A 19,608-nucleotide genomic window follows, 5' to 3' on the forward strand; every position below is an offset into this window, starting at 1 on the left:
GGCACACAGAAACCGGGGGTGTGTGTCGCGCGGGGAAGTTCAAAAGGGGGCGGATCTGCCCGGCGGCTCGGGGGCCTGCTCGGGTGTCCGGGGGATGTAACCGGGGCGGCCTGGCGGGTGTTCCCGGCGGCTGCCCCCGACCGGGCCGGGGGGCCACGGTCGCATGCCAGGTATAACGACCCCGACCCGGCCCCGATTCCGCCGCCAGGGTGGCCCCGCCCACGGGACGCCGAGCCCACAACCGGACACCGGGGGCGGTCCGGTGGCAACCGAACCGGACATCCGACTCGCCCGGGCTCCGAAGCCGCCGACACGGCGTTGGTGACCAAAATGTCGAGGCGGCCCGGTCGCCGGACGAACTCTCAGAACCCGGTGGCGGACCGTCGCCCGCCTGCCGCGAATGAGTATTTGGTCTGGTACGCGGCTGCCATCCGGCAACGTTTACGCTGTGACCGAGAAAGGCGGATCATGATCGCTGCATGGTGCCGGGCACTGACTCCCTCCCTGTCCGGGGTCGGTCGATGAGCGCAGTCGCATTCCTCAACATCGCCATGCACGGGCATGTCAACCCGACGCTGCCGGTCGTGGCCGAGCTTGTTCGCCGGGGCCACTCCGTCACCTACCACACGCCACCCGCCTACGCCGAGCAGATCGCGGCCACCGGCGCGCGGGTGTTCCCCTACCGCGGGGATGACGTGCCACTCTCCGGCCCGCCGACGCCCGTCACGGTGATGGAACAGCTCGCGCGTACCGCCGTACGCGTGCTGCCCGCCGTCCTCACCGATCTGCGCGGCTCCCGTCCCGATCTGGTCGTCCACGACTCCCTCTGCCTGTGGGGGCCGGTTGCCGCCCGGGAACTCGACGTGCCGGCGGCGTCGTCGTTCACCACGTTCGCGTTCAACCGGCACCTGCCCAGCCCCACCCACGGCTCCTGGGAGCTGCTCGCCGCAGCGGCGGTCCATCCCCGCCCCACCGGGAGGTACCTGACGTCGCGGTGGAAGCTCCGCCGACGGTACGACACGGATGCGGTGCCCCTGGTCGACCTGGCCAACATCCGTCAGCCGCTCAACCTGGTCTACACCTCCCGGGAGTTCCACCCCGAGGCCGACACCTTCGACGAGTCCTACCGGTTCGTCGGGCCGAGCATCGGCGCCCGCCAGGCGGACTCGTCGTTCCCGGTCGATCGGCTGCGGGACCCGGTGCTCTACGCCTCGCTGGGCACGGTGTTCGGCGCCGACCCGGGGCTGCTCCGGACCTTCGCCAACGCGCTCGCCCCGCTGGGTGGCACCGTGATCGTCTCCACCGGACAGACCGACCCCGCCGCGCTCGGCCCGCTGCCGGCCAACGTGATCGCGCACCGCTCCGTACCGCAGTTGGAGGTGCTGGCCCGCGCGGCGCTGTTCGTCACCCACGGCGGGGTGAACAGCGTCAACGAGGCCCTGTACGCCGGCGTACCGATGCTGGTGGTCCCGCAGGGCGCTGACCAGTCGTTGGTGGCCTCCCGCGTCGTCGAGCTCGATACCGGCCTCGCCGTCCGCACCGAGGACGTCAGCGTGGAGGTCGTGCGCGCTCTCGCCCAGCGCCTGCTCGACGAGCCCCGATTCCGTGACGCCGCGAGCACCTTGCGGGTCGCCCAGCGTCAGGCGGGCGGCTATACGCGCGCCGCCGACGAACTCGAGCGCTATGTGCAGCAGACCGGCCGGGTCGCTCAGCCGGTCTCTGCCGATCTGCCGCCGCAGGGCTGACCGGTGTCCCCCGTCGTCGTCATCCTGCTGCTGTTCGCTGGGCTGTCCGAGGCCGCCGGCCGTCTCCTGCCCGTGGTGGCACGCCTGTCTGGCGTGTCGCACGTCAGGGTGTTCGGGTTGCTGCTGGCCGGCGCCGTGGTCGACGGCGCGGTGTTCGCGCTCTGGCCGCTGTCCGCGTGGGCCCTCGCCGAGATGGTGCTGCCGGCCGTGCCGTCCCATGGGGCCGCGTTGGTCTGGACACCAGGCCTGGCCGCTCCGCTGCTGCTTGCCGCAGTCCTCGCGTTCCCGCTGCTCGGGCCGCTGCTGCACTTCGTGCTCATGCTGGGAGTGGGGGCTGGTCTCGCCGCCTCACTCGCCACGGTGGGCGGGCTCGGCTGGTGGGACGCCGTCGGCTGCGTGGCCGTCGCGGGGGTCGGCCTCGGCGTTGCGGTCGAAGGCGTCCGCCGCCTGGTGGTGAGGCTCAACACGACACGAGCACCGGAGCCCCGCGCGTGACCGAGCTGGTGCTCCTGCTGCTGCTCGGCGGGATCGGGCCGGTCCTGCTCGCCGAAGCGCTGCTCGCCCGCTACGAGGTGCTGGTCTATGCCGCGGGCTGGCGGACTCCCACCATCGCACGCCCCACGGGCGCCCTCCCCGCCCGGGGCGCGGACCCGGACCGCCCACCGGACGCGTACCTGGTCTATCTGGACGGCATCGGGAAACGCCGCTTCCACGACACCCGCGACGGCGGCCGACTGGTGAAGTCCCTTATCGCCGGAGCGCCGGAGCTCAGGGTGCTGGGCCAGGTGCAGCCCTACTCCCCGCTGGCCCTTCCGCTGGCCGACCGGCCGGTGTGGTCGTGGCTGCGCCGCCACATCGGGCTGGTGCTGTTCCTGCACAACGTGATGCAGACCTTCGTCGCCGCCGACCGCCGGTACCGTCCCCTGTACAACCGCGCCGTCGGCTCGCAGATCGCCACCGAGCTTCGGCTCGCCGGTTACCAGCCCGACAGCGGTATCCCCGTGGTGATGCTCAGTTACAGCGGCGGTGCCCAGGTCGCCACCGGCGCGGTGGACGAACTGTGGTCCCAGCTGCGCTGCCCGATCTGGCTGATCACTCTGGGCGGGTTCCACAACGGCGCCAACGACATCAGCCGCGCCCAGCACCTCGACCGGCTCACCAGTGCCGGCGACCGCATCGAGCGGGTCGGCACCTGGTTGTTCCCGCAGCGGTGGCGGCTGTTCCGCGGAAGCGGTTGGAACAGGGCCGATCGCGAGGGGAAGATCACCGAGCACCGGCTCGACCCGGCCACCCACGTCGGTCCGCGCAGCTACATCAGCCCGGAGGCCCGGCTACCCGATGGACGCAGTCACCTCGACCGGACAGCCGACACCGTGATCGCGCTGATCCGGGAGCGTCTCAGCGCGACTGCGGAAACCGACGGCCCGCTGCCCTGAACGGCGCGATCCATGGCGCACAGCACGACCGCCGGTGCATCAGTCAGACGTCGGCGTCCAAACCCGCCTGCTGATTCGCCTCGCTCCGGGAGAGTCCGGACACCTGGAGCAGTTGGCTGACGACAACGCGCAGTTGTGTGACGACGACAGCCCCGGTGAACTGGACACCCTCGGCGCATGCCTCGTCGACGTCATCGATTGCCCGCAGCGCTCGCTCCCGGGCGCGGTCCGGCTCCCGTCCGGCGAGGAAGTCACGATGCAGGAGCCTGAACGCCTGGCCGAAGTGCTCGATCGCTGTGGGAAGGCCGGCCGGCAGCGGCTCCCGGGCGCGTATGGCCGACACGGCCCACTGCACCATCTCGCGGCTGTTGGTGTAGGCGAGTTCAAGGTGTTCGGCCGCGTGCTCGTACCGGCGCATGATGCCCAGCCGTCGTCTTCGCCACGGTGAGAGTCGCGCGACCTCGCATGCCGCGGCGACCATCTCTGTCGTGTTGCGTCGTGCCGCCTCCGCCGTACGCAGTCGTTGCAGTGCCTCCTCGGCCTGCCGGACGTCGCGTCGGGTCAGCGCGTCGGCGGTGGCGGTCATTTCACGGGCGATGGCATCGACTGCCGGACCGGCGGCGCGGTGCACGATCCGCACCGGATTGAGCGGCAGGATCAGCAGGGCCACGACGATGGCCACCACGACACCGACCAGCGCGTTCGCCGTCCGCGGCACGGCCAGATCCGGCCTTTCCGGAGACACCGTTCCCAGCAGGACGGCGGTGCTTCCCGCCTGCACCATGACGGCGCCGGTGCCCCGGAACAGGGCTGCCGCCGAAATGGTCAATGCCACGACCAACCCGGTCTGTATCGGTCCTGCCCCGATGAACCGGATGATCCCGTCCCCGATCAGCACGCCCAGGATCACCCCGGCGAGGAGTTCCACGGTGCGCCTGGCCCGATTGCCGATGGCCGCCGCGATCGTGCCGACCGCGGCGGCGGGCGCGAACAGCGGCTGCGGATTGTGCAGCACGTCGCTCGCGATGAACCACGCCAAACCGGCGGCCAGCCCCGCCTGCACCGCGACGATGAGGTAGGTACGAAGCCGGTCGTAGGCGTCCCGGCCTTCCCGCAGCGCGCTCTCCGCCGGTCGGGCACCCCGACGTCTGCTGCGCACCTCTCACCTCCACCGTCGATCGGCCCTGTGACGATCGTCGTACGTTGGTGAGCGTCGGGTGCGCGAGATCCCCAATCTGATGCGCCGCCGGCGGAAGCCCGAGTGGTGCCTGGTCAGGAGGCTGGGCGACCCGGCCGACGGGGGGTCAGCCGGCGTCGAGCAGGTCCAGGACCGCGTCCCGGGCGGCCCGGACGGCCGTCTCGGACTGCGAGGTGTGGTCGAGGATGTCGAAGCTGTGCTGCCCGTCCGGCACCTCGATGACCTGCACGGGCCGGCCGTGGGTGGTGGCCGCGGCGAGGAACGCCTCGATGCCGGCCAGGACGGGGGGTATGTCCCGCCCGGCGCGGGTCAGCACCAGCGGGACATCCGCGCCCGAGCCGAGCGCGTCGACGGGCAGGAACCTCGGGTCGATCTCCCAGCCGGGCAGCGGGATGAGCAGCGGGTAGGTCAGCGCGATCCCGCGCAGCCACGTCGGTGGGACCCGGAGCCAGTCGGCCGCGAAGAGGCCCCCGCCGGAGAAGAACCAGAGCACCACCCGCTCCGGGTCGACCCGGGGGTCGGCACGGACCTGCTCGACCATGGCGGCGATGTCGTCGGCCGTGGCGGGCAGCGCCGACAGGTCGGCCACCTGGTAACTGATCAGCGCGGCGACCAGTCCGCGCTCGGCGAGCAGCGCGCCGTAGCCGCGGTAGAGCATCCAGTCGCGGGGATCGGGCACGTCAGGGGGCAGCGGGGCGCCGTGCACGATCACGACGGCGGGCGCGGGACCGGTGCCGGCGGGTAGGTGGAGATCGACGTTGCCGTGCCGTTCGACCGGCGCGGCGGGGGCTGACAGGACGAAGGGTCGTTGTGCGACGGGCGTCGTCATGCGCCGAGAATATCGATCATCAGCCCGCCCAACTGTCCCGTCGTGTCCACGGGGGAGCGTCGGGAGCGGGTGGTCAGGCGGGGTCGGCCGGCTTCGCGGCGTCGCTGGCCTGGGCGTGCCGCTCCAGCAGTCGCTGCCGGATCTCCTCGGGGGTGTACGCGCGGCGGCGCCGTTCGGCCCGCGCGATGACCACGCCGGAGGCCGCGACCCCGGCGAGGCCGGCGAGCCCCAGGACCTTCCACCACCGCATCCGTTGCCGCATCGGCCTAGGGTAGACCCTCATGAGCATCAGCCTGGATGAGGCGGTCGAGTTGACCCGCACCGGCGACGTGTGGGTGTTCCGGGGCCGGAGCATGCCGGACCGGGCGATCCAGTTCACCACCAACAGCCCCGTCAACCACGTCGGCATGGCGGTGGTGCTGGACGACATGCCGCCGCTGATGTGGCACGCGGAGTTGGGCAGGTCGTTGCCGGACCTGTGGGCGGGCACGCATCAGCGCGGGGTGCAGTTGCACGACCTGCGGGACGCGGTGTGCGTCTGGGCCAACCGGTACGGCCAGCGGGCCTGGCTGCGGCAGCTCGACCCGCCGGCGGACGGGGAGATGGAGCGGGCGGTGCTGCGGACGGTCGCGCGGTTGGACGGCACACCGTTTCCGTCCACCGCCCAGTTGGCCTGGCGATGGGTGCGGGGCCGGGTGCCGGCGCTGCCGCGTCCCGGTCGGCCCGCGTCGCCGTCGACGCCGGTGACATCGCCGGGGGCTCGGGACCGGGCGCTGGAGACGGCGTACTGCGCCGAGGTGGTGGCGGTGACGTACGAGGCGATGGGGCTGCTGCCCGCCGGCCGGCGTCCGAACTGGTACGACCCGGGGCGTTTCTGGAGTGGGGACGACCTCGGTCTGGCCGGGGGTGCCGGGCTGGGTGCGGAGATCGAGGTCCTGGTTCCGCCGCGGTGAGGTTTGGCCGGGGCGGTGACCGGCAATTGCTGTCGCCGTGAGTGCCTCCACCGATCTCGACACGCTGGCCGACTTCTTCGACCGGTACGGCGTGGCGTTGACCTGCGGCGACCTGCCGGCCATCGCCGGTTGTTACGCCCTGCCGGGTCTGGTGGTGGCCGACACGTACAGTTTCTCGTTCACCACGCCGGCGGCGGTGGCCTTGTCGTTCGTGGGTGCGGCGCCCGACTACCAGGACCGGGAGTTGGTGGCGGCGCACGCCCTGATCGAGGACGTGCAGCCGATGTCCGCGCTGCTGACGATGGTGGCGGTGGAGTGGGAGTTCCTGGACAGTCGGGGGCGCGCGGTGCCGGGGGAGCGGTACCGCTACCTGCTGCGCACCACGGACGAGGGGCCGGTCATCTGCACGGTCGTCCGGACGGCCTGACCGACGGGACCGTCCGCGCGGGCGGGCCGTTTTCCGGTCCGGGCCGGCCGGTCGGCCCGATCCGTACCCGCCCGATTTCCGTTCTGGCCGGTGCTGGCTACGCTGGCGCGTCGGCGGGGGGACGAGGGGAGACCTGATGGCGGTGCGGCCGGACGGCGCGGCAGGTGCGCCTACCGCGACGCGGGTGCTGGCTTCGGTGCCGTGGATCGTGGTGTTGCTCGGCGTGTGCGTGCTGGTGGTGCTGCTGGTGGTCGCGCTGCTGTCGTTCCGTACCCGGGAGCGGGAGGGCATGCCGGCGGCCGCGCCGCCGGTGTTCCTGCCGACGGCGCCGGCGGTCGTGTCGCCGAGCGCGACGCCGACCCCCGGCGCGGAGCGCCGCTCGGCCTCGCCGCGGCCGTCGCGCAGCAGCCGGACGCCGTCGCCGCGGCCGACCACCGGCTCGCCGGCTCCCGCGCGGACGAGTTCTTCCGCTCCGCCGGCGGTGCCGCTGGGACCGGCGGGTGACCCGGTCGCCGCCCGGTACCAGGTCGGTACGGATGGCTGGGACGGGACCGCGGCGGTGCTGTCGATCAGCAACACGTCGGGGCAGTCGGTCCAGTGGCGGGTGGAGTTGACGTTCGACGAGGACGTCCGTGCCCTGCGCGTCGGTGACGACTCGGGCGTCTCGGTGTGGTCGCGTGGAAACGGTGAGTTCGTGCTGCAGGGCACCCGTTCGCTGGACCAGGGTGACTCTCGGACGTTGCGGTTGCGGGTGGGCTGGGGCGAGTCGGCGGAGCGGCCGGTGCGGTGCACGATCAACGGGGTCGACTGCCAGGTGGGTTGAGCGTGTGGCCCGGGGCGGTGTGTGCGCCGGCGGCGCTTCCGGGCGCTGGTCGCTACGCTGCTCGGACGGCCCGCTGAGGGAGGTCCATGTCCGGCATGCGTCGCGCCGCGCGCCAGTTTCGCGGTCCGATCGCCATCACGTCGTCGCCCTGGATCGTGGTGTGCGCCGGCGTTGTCGTGATGGTCGTGCTGCTCTTCGTGGCTCTGGGTGCGTACCGGGGACGTAGTCCGGCGCCGGAGGGCGCATCGGCGCTGCCGTCGGCGGTGCCGCTGCCGCAGGCGCCGGTCCCGCCGACTGCCTCGACGCCGGCGTCGCCGAGGTCGTCGGCGCCGCCGTTGCTGCCCGGGCTGTCGCCGCGCGCGAGCGGGCTGCCGCCGAGCGTCGCCGCCGGGTCGCGAACGCCGGCTGCCGGGCCGACGTCGTCGCGGCCGCCGACGCGGGCGCCGGAGCCTCCGACGGGGATGAGTGGTCGGTACCGGGTCGTGCAGAGCTTCGACGGGGGTTTCATCGGCGAGGTGCTGATCGTCAACGCGTCCGGCGGGGCCCGGGGTTGGACGGTGCGGCTGGATTACTCGGGTGGGCGGCTGGTGACCACCTGGGTGGAGGGTGTGCCACAGGGGACGGTGCGGCCTGCCGACGGTGGCGGCTTCACGTATGTCAGTGGGGTGGACGCGCCGGCGGGTGGCTCGGCGGCGCTGCGGTTCCACGTGGAGAGGGCGTGGACCCGTCCGCAGGGGTGCACGGTCGACGGGGTGCGCTGCGCGGGGTTCTGATCGGGACGGTCACCAGGTGAAGCGCATGCTTTCGCAAGGAAGCTGCTTTGTTACCACCATGTTTGCAAGGTATTGCAGAATGTTTCGGCAAGGGTTAGCGTGCGGCCAATCCGCGACCAGAGGAAGGCGTCGATGAAACCCCCGCCGATACCGCGCACCGCCCTGCTGGCCCTCGTCTCCCTGCTCACTCTCACGCTCGTCGGCACTCCGGTCGCCGTGCACCGGGCGGACGCCGCGGCGGCCCCCCGCCCGTCCGGCACCGACCCGTTGGCCGCCGCCGGCGCGGCGCAGTGGAACGACGAGCCCACCGCCGAGGCGCTGCTGAAGGCCGGCGGCGACACCGCCCGAGCCGAGCAGTTCTACTTCGTCCTGCCGGACCGGTTCGCCAACGGCGACCCGCGCAACGACCGGGGCGGCCTCGCCGGTGACCGGCTGCGTACCGGGCTCGACCCGACCGACAAGGGCTTCTACCACGGCGGCGATCTCAAGGGCGTCATCGACAAGCTGGACTACATCCAGGGGATGGGCACCACGGCCATCTGGCTCGCCCCGATCTTCAAGAACCGGCCGGTGCAGGGCACGGGAGCAGACATCTCGGCGGGCTACCACGGCTACTGGATCACGGACTTCACGCAGGTGGACCCGCACTTCGGCACGAACGAGGAGATGAAGCGGCTGGTCAAGCTCGCCCACCAGCGCGGCATCAAGATCTACCTCGACGTGATCGTCAACCACACCGCCGACGTCATCAAGTACGCCGAGGACACGTACGCCTACGTGGACAAGGCCACCTCGCCGTACACCGACGCGCAGGGGCGGGCGTTCGAGGACCGCAACTACGCCGACGGCAGCCGCGCCTTCCCGCCGGTGAACCAGGGCTCGTTCCCCTACACCCCGACGTTCGACGAGCCGAAGGACGCCACGGTCAAGGTCCCGGCCTGGCTGAACGACGCCACCATGTACCACAACCGGGGCGACTCCACCTTCGCCGGTGAGAACAGCGAGTACGGCGACTTCTTCGGCCTCGACGACCTGTGGACCGAGCGCCCCGAGGTGGTCCAGGGCCTGACCAGGGCGTACGGGGACTGGATCGGCAGCACCGGTGTCGACGGGTTCCGGCTGGACACCGTCAAGCACGTCAACATGGACTTCTGGCCGCAGTTCAGCCGAGGCATCGAGCGGGCCGCCGAGAAGGCCGGCAAGAAGGACTTCTTCATGTTCGGCGAGGTGTACAGCGCCGACCCGGAGATCAGTTCCAGCTACGTCCGGCAGGGTGGCCTGCCGGCCACCCTGGACTTCGCCTTCCAGGAGGCCGCGCGCGGTTACACCGCCGGCGCCGGTTCGGCGAAGGCGCTGGCCGACGTGTACGCCCGCGACGACCTCTACGCCGCCCGGGACACCGACGCCGGCCGGCTGACCACCTTCCTCGGCAACCACGACATGGGGCGGATCGGCTCGTTCATCGCCGGCGGCGGCACCGACCCGGCGAGTCACCTGCGCCGCGACCAGCTCGCCCACCAGTTGATGTTCCTGACCCGCGGCCAGCCGGTGGTCTACTCCGGCGACGAGCAGGGTTTCACCGGCCCCGGTGGGGACAAGGACGCCCGGCAGGACATGTTCGCCTCGAAGGTCCCCGACTACCTCGACGACGACCTGCTCGGCACCGACCGCACCCACGCCAGTGACCAGTTCGACCCGGCCCACCCGCTGTACCGGACCATCGCCGAGCTGGGCCGGCTGCGCCAGGCGCACCCCGGGTTGCGCGACGGTGTACAGGTCACCCGGTACGCCGCCGACGGGCCGGGCGTCTTCGCCGCCTCGCGGGTCGCCGCGGCCGACCGCACGGAGTACGTCGTGGCGGTGAACAACGCCGACACCGCGCAGACTGTCACCGTGGACACCTGGTCGGCCGGCGCCACGTTCACCGGCATCTACGGATCGTCCGGCACCGCGAACGCGGGCGCTGACGGCAGGCTGACCCTGACCGTGCCGCCGCTGTCGGCGGTGGTGCAGCGGGCGGGTACGCCCATCGCCCGGCCGGCCGGCACGCCGACCCTCCGGATCACCAGCCCCGCCCCCGACGCGCTGGTGGCCACCCGGGCGGCGGTCACCGCCCAGGTCACCGGGGACCCGCTGGCCACCGTCACCGTCGCGGCCCGGGTCGCCGGTGGTCGGTGGACGCTGCTGGGCAGCGCCGACCACGCGCCGTACACGGTGCAGCACGACCTGACCGGGCTGGCCGGCGGGACGCCGGTGGAGTACAAGGCGGTGGTCCGCGACGGGCGGGGCCGCACCGCGACCGCGCGGTCCACCGCGATCGTGGGCACTCCGGCGCAGGGCGGGTCCCGGGAGTGGGCGGTCGTGCACTACCAGCGCCCCGCCGGCGGGTACGACGACTGGGGGCTGTACGCCTGGGGTGACATCGACCCGGCGTACGTCACCGAGTGGCCCAAGGGACAGCCGTTCGCCGGGGAGGACTCGTACGGCCGGTTCGCCTGGGTGAAGCTCAAGCCGGGCGCGAGGTCGGTGGGCTTCGTGGTGGTCGACAGGAACGGCACCAAGGACGTCGGAGCGGACCGCAGCATCGACGTCACGTCCACCGGCGAGGTCTGGCTCAAGCAGGGCGACCCGGCGGTCTACCCGACCCGCCAGGCAGCCACCGGTGAGCCGGCGCCGCCGGTCGAGGAGGGCACCGCGGTGATCCACTACCGGCGGGCCGACGGCAACTACGACGGCTGGGGCCTGCACCTGTGGGACGGTGCGGCGAACCCGACGGAGTGGTCGGCGCCGTTCAAGCCGACCTCCACCGACGCGTACGGTGCGGTGTTCCGGGTGCCGCTGGCGGCCGGGGCCACCGGGCTGAACTACATCATCCACAACGGCGACGCCAAGGACCTGCCGGACGACCAGCGGCTCGACTTCGCCAGCGCGGGCCGGGAGGTGTGGCTGTTGGCCGCCACCCCGGGCCGGCTGCTGCCGACCACCACCACCGGCGCCGGCCGGGACACCGACATCGGCAAGCAGAAGGCGCACTGGATCGACCGGTCCACCGTGGCGTGGCAGACCGGACCGACCGACGGCAGGACGTACGCGCTGGTCGCCGCGCCGAACGGTGGGGTCACCGTGGCCGACGGGGAGCTGACCGGGACGTACACCACGTTGCCGTTGCGGGCGCAGCGTAACGGGCTCACCGAGGCCCAGCGGACGGCGTTCCCGCACCTGTGGTCGTACCGCGGCTTCACGCTGGACCGGGCGGACCTGGCCAAGGTGCCGGCGGCGTTGCGCGGGCAGCTGCTGGTCACCGAACGCGACGCCGAGGGCGCGCTGCTCGCGGCGACCGGCGTGCAGATCCCCGGTGTGCTCGACGACGTGTACGCCCGCGCCGCCGAGGCCACCCTCGGGCCGACGTTCACCGGCCGCACGCCGAGCCTGGCGGTGTGGGCGCCGACCGCCCGGACGGTGGCGTTGCAACTGTTCGACTCGCCCACCGCGCAGCCGACGACGGTGCCGATGCGCCGCGACGACCGCACCGGGGTCTGGTCGGCGCGCGGCAGCCACGCCTGGACCGGGAAGTACTACCGGTACGAGGTGCGGGCGTGGCAGCCGGCGGCGCAGCGGATGGTCACCGCCTCGGTGACCGACCCGTACTCGGTGGCCCTGGCGGCGGACTCCACGCACAGCCAACTGGTCGACCTGAACGACCCGTCGCTGGCACCGGCGGGCTGGCGGACGCTGCGCAAGCCGGCGGCGGTGCCGGCGGCGAAGGCGCAGGTCTCCGAGCTGTCGGTGCGGGACTTCTCCATCGCCGACGACACCGTGCCGGCGCAGCGGCGGGGGACCTACCTCGCCTTCACCGACCCGAAGACCGCCGGCATGACACACCTGCGGCAGCTCGGCGAGGCCGGCGTCACCCACCTGCACCTGCTGCCGGCGTTCGACTTCGCCACCATCCCCGAGAAGCGGGCCGACCAGCGCCAGCCGGCCTGCGACCTGGCGGCGCTGCCGCCGGATTCCGAGGAGCAGCAGAAGTGCGTGGCGGCGGTCGCCGAGGCCGACGGCTACAACTGGGGCTACGACCCGTTGCACTACACGGTGCCGGAGGGCGGCTACGCGGTCGACCCGGCCGGCGCGGCGCGGACCACCGAGTTCCGGCAGATGGTCGCCGGGGTGAACGACGCCGGCCTGCGGGTCGTCATGGACGTGGTCTACAACCACACGTCGGCGGCCGGCACCGACGCGAAGTCGGTGCTCGACCAGGTGGTGCCCGGCTACTACCAGCGGCTGCTGGAGGACGGCACCGTCGCGAACTCCACCTGCTGCGCCAACACCGCTCCCGAGCACGCCATGATGGGCAAGCTGGTCGTCGACTCGCTGGTCACCTGGGCCAGGCAGTACAAGGTGGACGGTTTCCGGTTCGACCTGATGGGTCACCACCCGAAGGCGAACATCCTGGCCGTGCGTGCGGCGCTGGACAAGCTGACCGTGGCCCGCGACGGCGTCGACGGCAGGGCGATCCTGCTGTACGGCGAGGGCTGGAACTTCGGCGAGGTCGCCAACGACGCCCGGTTCGTGCAGGCCACGCAGGCCAACATGGCCGGCACCGGCATCGGCACCTTCAACGACCGGTTGCGCGACGCGGTGCGCGGCGGCGGCCCGTTCGACGCCAACCCGCGCGTCCAGGGCTTCGCCTCCGGGCTCTACACCGACCCCAACGGCGACCCGGTGAACGGGTCGACGGCCGAGCAGAAGGCCCGGCTGCTGCACGCCCACGACCTGATCAAGGTGGGGCTCACCGGCAACCTGCGGGGGTACCGGTTCACCGACACCTCCGGACGGCAGGTCACCGGCGCGCAGGTGGACTACAACGGCTCTCCGGCCGGCTACACGGCCGCACCGGGGGAGGCCGTCACCTACGTCGACGCGCACGACAACGAGATCCTGTACGACGCGTTGGCGTACAAGCTGCCGCAGGCCACCGCGGCGGCCGACCGCTCCCGGATGCAGGTGCTGGCGCTGGGCACGGTGGTGCTGGGGCAGGGCACCGGTTTCGTCACCACCGGCACCGAGCGGCTGCGGTCGAAGTCGCTGGACCGCAACTCGTACAACTCCGGTGACTGGTTCAACCAGATCCGCTGGGACTGCGCCAGCGGCAACGGGTTCGGCGCCGGCCTGCCGCCGGCGCAGGACAACCAGGACAAGTGGTCGTACGCGAAGCCGCTGCTGGCCGACCGGGCGCTGGTGCCGGACTGCGCGGCGATCGACACCACCAACGCCCGGTACGCCGAGCTGCTGCGCATCCGGGCGTCCTCGCCGGTGTTCGGGCTGAGCACCGCCGAGCAGGTGCAGCAGCGGGTCGCGTTCCCGCTCTCGGGTGCGACGGAGACGCCGGGTGTGCTGACGATGACGCTGGACGCCCGCGGGCTGGGTGGCCGGTGGACGTCGGTCACCGTGGTCTTCAACAGCACCCCGACGGCGGCGAAGCAGACCCTGACCGGTCTGCGCGGGGCGGACGTGGCACTGCACCCGGAGCTGGTCAACTCGGCCGACCCGGTGCTGCGTACGGCCTCGTTCGACAGGGCGGCCGGCACCTTCACCGTCCCGGCGCGCAGCGTGGCGGTCTTCGTGCGGAGGTGAACGGTACGGACGTGAACCGGCCCCCTTCCGCGCGCTGCGGAAGGGGGCCGGTTCGCCTCTGCTGGCCGTCGTGCGGACGTCACCGGCCGCACGTCACCCGAGGGTGATCAGGCGAAGCAGTTCTCGATGGTGCCGCCCGGGATGGCCAGGCAGTTCGTCGGACGGTTCGCGTTGATCGCGGACTTGTCGTCCACGTTCACCTCTCCGAAGAAGCTGAAGACACCGCCCGGAGCGAAGGTGGAGAAGTTGTGGGCGACCTTCGTCTTCGACAGGTTGACCTCGCCGAAGATGTTGAAGATGCCGCCGCCGACCCCGATCGGGCCGATGGCCCGGTTACCGACGACCTCGCTGTCGCGCAGCGTGAGGACGCTGTCGACGTTGAAGACCCCGCCGCCGAAGAAGCCGGCGGTGTTGTCCTTGATGGAGCTCTTCTCCACGGTGACCGCGCTGTCGAAGGCAATGGCCAGGCCACCACCCACGCCGGCGGTGCTGTTCTTCTCCACCGTGACGTGGTGCAGGTTCATCTGGCTCTCCGCCGCGGCGATGCCGCCGCCAGCGAGGACCGCGGTGTTCGAGACGAACTTGGTCTCGTACGCGGTGGTGTTGCCCTCGATGTCGAGGAGGCCACCGCCGAAGCCCAGCGTCTTGTTGTCGCTGATCTCGCTCTTCTTCAGCTCGACGGTCCCGCCGTCGACGTCATCGGTGAAGATCTCCGCGGCGCCGTTCGAGATACCGCCACCGCCGATGATCGCGACGTTGTCCTTGATCTTCGACTCCTCGACCTTGAGGACGCCGGCGTTGAAGACGCCGCCACCGAAGAAGAAGGCGGTGTTGCGGGTCACGGTGCTGTGCCAGATCTTCGTGGTACCGAAGTTGGCCACGCCACCGCCGTTGCCGCCCGACTGGTTGAGGACGACCTCGGACTCGAGGATCTCGGCGGTGCCGCCCGGCTGGACCAGGATGCCCGCGCCGTCGTTCTCATCCGGCTCCTCGACGAGCGGCGTGACGACGCCCGCCCGAGCCGTCGGAGCGGCCTTCGGTGTGACCTTCGGCGCGGCCTTCAGCCCCGCCTTCGGGTTGGCCTGCCGCGTGGTGAGCGCCTGGTTCAGCGGGACGCCCGCCTTCACCTGGGCCGCGATCGCCTCGGAGTCCGAGTAGGCCGCCCAGACGTCGGCCGGCTGGACGCTGTTGTACAGCTCGAGGGTCTGGCCGCCCTTGATGGTCAGGCCCTTGATGGTGAGGTGGCCACCGCTACCCACGTTGAGGATGCGGAAGTAGTCGGCCGTGGCGTCCCGGGTGATCGTCGTGTGCTCACCCTTGAGGGTGATCCGCTCGGTGATCACCGGCAGGCCGTTGCCCTCGTAGTCGTTGCGGGTCAGGTTGTAGGTGCAGCCCTTGGCCAGCTCCAGCACGCCGCCGTGCTTGCTGTTGGCGAACGTGATCGCCTGGATCAGCTTGTCGGTGTCGCAGGGCACCTCCTTCCCGCGCTCGTGGTCCTTGTCCTTGTCCCGGTCCTTGTCCCGGTCCCTGTCCCGGTCCTCGTTCCGGTCCTTCTCCCACTCGCGACCCTCGTCACCGCGCTGGTCGCCGTCCTTGCTGACCTGTGCGGTGTTCCAGTTCAGGCCGCCGACCGCTCCGGCGCTGCCCGCGACGCCCACTGCCGCGAGACTGATCACGCCCGTCAATCCGGCCACGCCACTGGCGAGCCAGAGCTTGCGGCGGCGCTTGGCCGTCGCCCGCCCGGAGGCTTCGTTGTTCGTTAGGTAGTTGGACATCGGAGCTCTCTGCCCTCTCCTCGTACCAGACAGGGTCGCCGCCCTCAGACGGACGTCCCCTGCTACAAATCGGTTGTAGCTCCCAAAAACACCGTATGAGAATGTTCCTCGCCTGGCGGGCTTATCCGAAAGAAGCCCACATTCGGTTCATGTACCGCCGGGACCCCCCGGACACCCCGGCCGGGCACGCGGCCCCACAAGCCGGCTGTCGGCCCTTCTGACCTGCCCAAACAGGTACGCCCCTCCGAGCCGTCACCGGCCCAGAGGGGCGCACCCTCTATGTGGATCAGCCCCACCGGTCAGGCGAAGCAGTCCGGAACGTTGAAGCAGTTGGTCGGGCGGTTGGCGGTGACCGCGGACTTGTCGTCCAGCGTCACGGTGCCGCCGAGGCTGTTGAAGATGCCCCCTGGCGGGAGGGTGGAGAAGTTGTGCGCCACCTTCGTCCGGTGGAGCGTGACCTCGCCTCCTTCGGTGTTGAAGATGCCGCCGCCGCGGGCGAACGGACCGACGGCCCGGTTGCCCACCACCTCGCTGTCGCGCAGCGTGGTGACGCTGTCCTCGTTGAAGAGGCCGGCGCCGAAGAACCCGGCGGTGTTGTCCTTGATCGCGCTGTTCTCCACGGTCGCGGTGCTGTCGAAGGCGACCGCCAGGCCGCCACCCACACCGGCGGTGCTGTTCCCGGCCACCGTGGCGTGTTTGAGGGTGAGCTGACTGTCGGCCACCGCGACGCCGCCGCCGGCGAGGAGCGCCGTGTTGTTCCTGACTGTCGTCTCGTGCAGGGTCGTGGTGCCCTCGACGTCGAGAACGCCGCCGCCGAAGCCGAGCGTCCGGTTGTCGGAGACCTCGCTCTTGTAGACCCAGACGGACCCGCCGTCGACGTCATCGGTGAAGATCTCCGCGGCGCCGTTGGCGATACCGCCGCCGCCGATGATCGCGTTGTTGTCCTTGACCTTCGACTCGTCGACCTGGAGCACGCCGGCGTTGAAGATGCCGCCACCGAAGAAGAAGGCGGTGTTGTGCGCCACGGTGGTCTTGCTGAGCTTGGTGGTGCCGAAGTTCGCCAACCCGCCGCCGTTGCCGCCGGACTGGTTGTAGAGCAGCTCACTGTCCAGGATCTCCGCCCGGCCACCGGGCTGCACCAGCACACCGGCACCGTCGTTGAACCCGGGCTCCTCCACCAGCGGCACCGCCGCCGGCCCGGCCGTAGCGGGCTTGGCCGGAGCCGCTGCCGGCTTCGCTGCTGTCGTGGCGGGCTTCGCCGCGGGCTTGGCCTTCGTCGCGGCTGCAGGCTTGCTCGCTGCCGCCGCGGGCTTGCTCGCTGCCGCCGCGGGCTTGCCCGCTGCCGCCGCGGGCTTGGCCGCTGCCGCGGGCTTGGCCGCAGCGCCCGGCTTCGCCGCCGTCGTGGCGGCCGGCTTGGTCAGTTGGTCCGCCGCCGCCGTCGTCCGGACCGAGGGCGAGTACGGCGCCCAGACCGTCGCCGCCTCCACGCTCATCGCCCGCTGGATGGTCTGACCACCCTTGATGCTCAGGCCCTTGAGGGTGAGGTGCCCGCCCGGACCGACGTTGAGGATCCGGAAGTAGGCCGCGGTGGCGTCACGGCCGATGGTCGTGTGCTCGCCCTTGAGGGTGATCCGCTCGGTGATGACCGGCAGGCCGTTGCCCTCGTAGTCGTTGCGGGTCAGGTTGTAGGTGCAGCCCTTGGCCAGCTCCAGCACGCCGCCGTCGCGGTTGTTGGCGAACGTGATCTCCTGGATCAGCTTGTCGGTGTCGCAGGGGACCTGCTTGCCACGGTCCTTGTCGTCACCCTTGTCGTCACCCTTGTCGTGGCCCTTGTCGTCGCCCTTGTCGTCCTTGCCGGACCGGTCCTCGAAGCCGCTCCAGTCGTCGCCGCTCCACTCGTCATCCTGGCCGGTGCTCTCCTTGGCGCCGTCCGCGTTCTCGTCCGCGCCGCCGGCGTCGCTGACGTTCTGCTGGTTGGTCGACGACTGGGCATCGGAGACCCGGTCGGAGGTGGGCTTGTCGTCCCGAGCGGCCACGCCGCCCAGGGCGGCCAGGCCGACCACACCGGTCAGCCCTGCCACGCCGGCGACCCAGAGCGCCCGCCTTCGCCGTGTCGGCGGAGCCGTCGAGGCCCCGCCGTCGGTAGTCGTTACGTCGTTGGACATCAGAGCCTTCCGCCCTTTCCTGCTACCAGACGGGGTCGCACCGCACCAGGCGCCACGACCAGCTACAAATCGGTTGCAGCCTCTGATCCCCACCGTATGAGAACCATCTTCGCGATGCGGACGTATCCGAGAAAACCGCGCATTCACCTCAGGTCAGGGCAGGCGCGCCGGGAGCGGCCGGGTTGACAGGAAGGGTGTGACCAGCGCAAACGCCGACGGACCCCGCCGGCGGGCACGCGGACGTCGAAACGTCGCGGCCCGGCGGCGGGGTCCGCCGTGGGTCGTGGGGCGTACGGGTCAGCCGGGCAGGCGGGGACCCGCCTCGCGCTGCTCGGCCAGCCAGGTCTCCACCTCGTCGGAGGTGCGCGGCAGCCCGGCCGACAGGTTCACCGCACCGGTCGAGGTGACCAGCACGTCGTCCTCGATCCGCACGCCGATGCCGCGCAGCTCCTCCGGGACCAGCTCGTCCTCCGGCTGGAAGTACAACCCCGGCTCGACGGTGAGCACGTAGCCCTCACCGAGCGTGCCGTCGCGGTAGTTCTCCTTGCGGGCGTTGGAGCAGTCGTGCACGTCGATGCCGAGCATGTGGCCGAAGCCGTGCAGCGTCCACCGCCGATAGACCGACGACTTCTCGTCCATCGCCTCGTCCACGCTCACCGGCAGCAGACCCAGCTCGGCCAGGCCCTCGGCGAGCACCCGCATGCAGGTCAGGTGGACGTCCTTGAACTTCACCCCGGGCCGGATGGTCTCGATGCCGGCCTGCTGCGAGGCGTACACGATGTCGTAGACCTGACGTTGCAGGGCGGTGAACCGGCCGCTGACCGGCAGCACCCGGGTCACGTCGGCGGTGTAGAGGTTGCGTCCCTCGACACCCATGTCCATCAACAGCAGCTCACCCGGGCGGGTGGCGCCGTGGTTGTGCACCCAGTGCAGGATCGTGGCGTGCTCGCCGGCGCCGACGATCGAGCCGTACCCGACGTCGTTGCCGTCGTGCCGGGCCCGCAGCGCGAAGATCCCCTCCAGCAGCCGCTCCGAGACCGCCCGGTCGGCCGGCAGGATCCGGGCCACGTCCTCGAAGCCACGCACCGTGGCGTCGATCGCGTCCTGGAGCTGGCCGATCTCCCACTCGTCCTTGACGAGCTTCTGCTCCGAGATGGCGATCGCCAGCTCCCGGTCGCGGGGCGGCTGCCCCTCGGCGCGGACCCCGTCGTACGGGCGGATCGCCGCGTCCACCTGGGCGTCGAAACCACGCAGCACCCGGGTACGCCCCGGTGCCAGGTCGGCCAGCGTCGCCTCCAGGCCGGTCAGGTCGGCGGTGGGCAGGCCCAGCTCGGTGGACTTCTCGCCGAGCGTGTGCCGCCGTCCCACCCACAGCTCGCCGTGGCGGCTGCGGAAGAACTCGTCGGTCTCCCGCGACGAGCGGGGCCGCATGTACAGGGTGGCGTCGTGCCCCGAGCCGTTCGGGCGCAGCACGAGCACGCTGTCCGGGTCGTGGTCACCGGTGAGGTAGGCGAAGTCACTGCCCGGCCGGAACGGGTGGTCGGTGTCGTTGGCCCGGACCTTCTCGGTGCCGGTCGGGATCACCAGGGTCTCGCCGGGGAAGGCCGCCGAGAGCGCGGCCCGCCGCTTGGCGTAGTTGGGCGCCTCCGGCCGGGGCGCGACCGGGAGCGCGGTGTCCCGCCAGCCCTGCCGCATGAAGGACAGGAACGCCTCCGGGAAGTCCGGATCGTGCGATTCTGTACCGTCCGTCGGCGTACCGTCGGTGCGTTCCTCGGTCATTGCGCCGCTCCCTCCGCGTCGTTGCTGGTCCCGACGGTACCGCGCGTGCGGTTCGCGACAGCGCCCGCCGG

15 protein-coding genes are annotated in these 19,608 nt (G+C 71.5%); 8 read left to right on the top strand and 7 right to left on the bottom strand.

Annotated elements, in window-relative coordinates; genetic code table 11:
• The first annotated feature begins 521 nt into the window (after positions 1 to 521).
• Genes ACTWLT_RS25125 through ACTWLT_RS25135 form a run of 3 tightly spaced genes read left to right on the top strand, consistent with a single transcriptional unit; the run spans position 522 to position 3,181 of the window.
• Positions 522 to 1,745 carry a macrolide family glycosyltransferase gene (locus ACTWLT_RS25125; RefSeq protein WP_445320475.1) on the top strand — a complete coding sequence of 408 codons (1,224 nt, stop codon included), beginning with the start codon at positions 522 to 524 and terminating at the stop codon, positions 1,743 to 1,745.
• Positions 1,746 to 1,748: 3 nt separating this feature from the next.
• Positions 1,749 to 2,240, top strand: a complete 492-nt coding sequence (locus ACTWLT_RS25130; RefSeq protein WP_445320476.1) for a hypothetical protein — start codon at positions 1,749 to 1,751, stop codon at positions 2,238 to 2,240.
• Entirely contained in the window at positions 2,237 to 3,181 is a 945-nt protein-coding gene (locus ACTWLT_RS25135; protein ID WP_445320477.1) for a hypothetical protein, read from the top strand. The genes ACTWLT_RS25130 and ACTWLT_RS25135 overlap by 4 nt, the downstream gene beginning before the upstream one ends.
• Before the next feature lie 43 nt (positions 3,182 to 3,224).
• Here the strand turns inward: ACTWLT_RS25135 and ACTWLT_RS25140 are convergent, their stop codons facing one another.
• The 3 genes from ACTWLT_RS25140 to ACTWLT_RS25150 form a co-directional block, all read right to left on the bottom strand.
• Positions 3,225 to 4,340 carry an FUSC family protein gene (locus ACTWLT_RS25140; protein WP_445320478.1) on the bottom strand — a complete coding sequence of 372 codons (1,116 nt, stop codon included), beginning with the start codon at positions 4,338 to 4,340 and terminating at the stop codon, positions 3,225 to 3,227.
• 145 nt (positions 4,341 to 4,485) lie between these two features.
• Positions 4,486 to 5,208: a dienelactone hydrolase family protein gene (locus ACTWLT_RS25145; RefSeq protein WP_445320479.1), complete on the bottom strand. Its 723-nt coding sequence runs from the start codon at positions 5,206 to 5,208 to the stop codon at positions 4,486 to 4,488.
• Positions 5,209 to 5,281: 73 nt separating this feature from the next.
• Positions 5,282 to 5,470 (bottom strand): hypothetical protein, encoded by a 189-nt coding sequence (locus ACTWLT_RS25150; RefSeq protein WP_252419996.1) that lies wholly within the window; start codon positions 5,468 to 5,470, stop codon positions 5,282 to 5,284.
• A 19-nt stretch (positions 5,471 to 5,489) separates the two neighbouring features.
• On the opposite strand from ACTWLT_RS25150, the gene ACTWLT_RS25155 reads away from it, so the two are divergent.
• From ACTWLT_RS25155 to ACTWLT_RS25165, 3 genes are all read left to right on the top strand, one after another.
• Positions 5,490 to 6,161, top strand: coding sequence for a hypothetical protein (locus tag ACTWLT_RS25155; protein WP_445320480.1), 672 nt, complete (start codon positions 5,490 to 5,492; stop codon positions 6,159 to 6,161).
• 37 nt (positions 6,162 to 6,198) lie between these two features.
• On the top strand, positions 6,199 to 6,588 hold the full coding sequence (locus ACTWLT_RS25160) for a DUF6841 family protein (protein ID WP_445320481.1): 390 nt from the start codon (positions 6,199 to 6,201) through the stop codon (positions 6,586 to 6,588).
• A 136-nt stretch (positions 6,589 to 6,724) separates the two neighbouring features.
• A complete protein-coding gene (locus tag ACTWLT_RS25165) occupies positions 6,725 to 7,411 on the top strand; it encodes a hypothetical protein (RefSeq protein WP_445320482.1) in 687 nt (228 codons plus the stop codon).
• Positions 7,412 to 7,463: 52 nt separating this feature from the next.
• Here ACTWLT_RS25165 and ACTWLT_RS25170 read toward each other — a convergent pair whose 3' ends face one another.
• Positions 7,464 to 7,919, bottom strand: coding sequence for a hypothetical protein (locus tag ACTWLT_RS25170; protein WP_445320483.1), 456 nt, complete (start codon positions 7,917 to 7,919; stop codon positions 7,464 to 7,466).
• Here ACTWLT_RS25170 and ACTWLT_RS25175 point away from each other — a divergent pair.
• Together ACTWLT_RS25175 and pulA are read left to right on the top strand one after the other, a co-directional pair.
• Entirely contained in the window at positions 7,894 to 8,184 is a 291-nt protein-coding gene (locus tag ACTWLT_RS25175) for a cellulose binding domain-containing protein (RefSeq protein ID WP_445320484.1), read from the top strand. The two genes, ACTWLT_RS25170 and ACTWLT_RS25175, sit on opposite strands and share 26 nt — an antisense overlap.
• 132 nt (positions 8,185 to 8,316) lie before the next feature.
• Positions 8,317 to 13,818 (top strand): pullulanase-type alpha-1,6-glucosidase, encoded by a 5,502-nt coding sequence (gene pulA, locus ACTWLT_RS25180; protein WP_445320485.1) that lies wholly within the window; start codon positions 8,317 to 8,319, stop codon positions 13,816 to 13,818.
• A gap of 107 nt (positions 13,819 to 13,925) precedes the next feature.
• On the opposite strand, the gene ACTWLT_RS25185 is transcribed toward pulA, so the two are convergent.
• The 3 genes from ACTWLT_RS25185 to ACTWLT_RS25195 all read right to left on the bottom strand — a co-directional run bounded on the left by ACTWLT_RS25185 (position 13,926) and on the right by ACTWLT_RS25195 (position 19,537).
• Complete coding sequence (locus ACTWLT_RS25185) at positions 13,926 to 15,593, bottom strand: hypothetical protein (RefSeq protein WP_445320486.1); 1,668 nt, start codon at positions 15,591 to 15,593, stop codon at positions 13,926 to 13,928.
• Positions 15,594 to 15,892: 299 nt separating this feature from the next.
• On the bottom strand, positions 15,893 to 17,758 hold the full coding sequence (locus ACTWLT_RS25190) for a right-handed parallel beta-helix repeat-containing protein (protein WP_445320487.1): 1,866 nt from the start codon (positions 17,756 to 17,758) through the stop codon (positions 15,893 to 15,895).
• 297 nt (positions 17,759 to 18,055) lie between these two features.
• Positions 18,056 to 19,537, bottom strand: a complete 1,482-nt coding sequence (locus tag ACTWLT_RS25195; protein ID WP_445320488.1) for an aminopeptidase P family protein — start codon at positions 19,535 to 19,537, stop codon at positions 18,056 to 18,058.
• Positions 19,538 to 19,608: the final 71 nt, after the last annotated feature.

This window comes from Micromonospora yongxingensis (genome assembly GCF_052601155.1).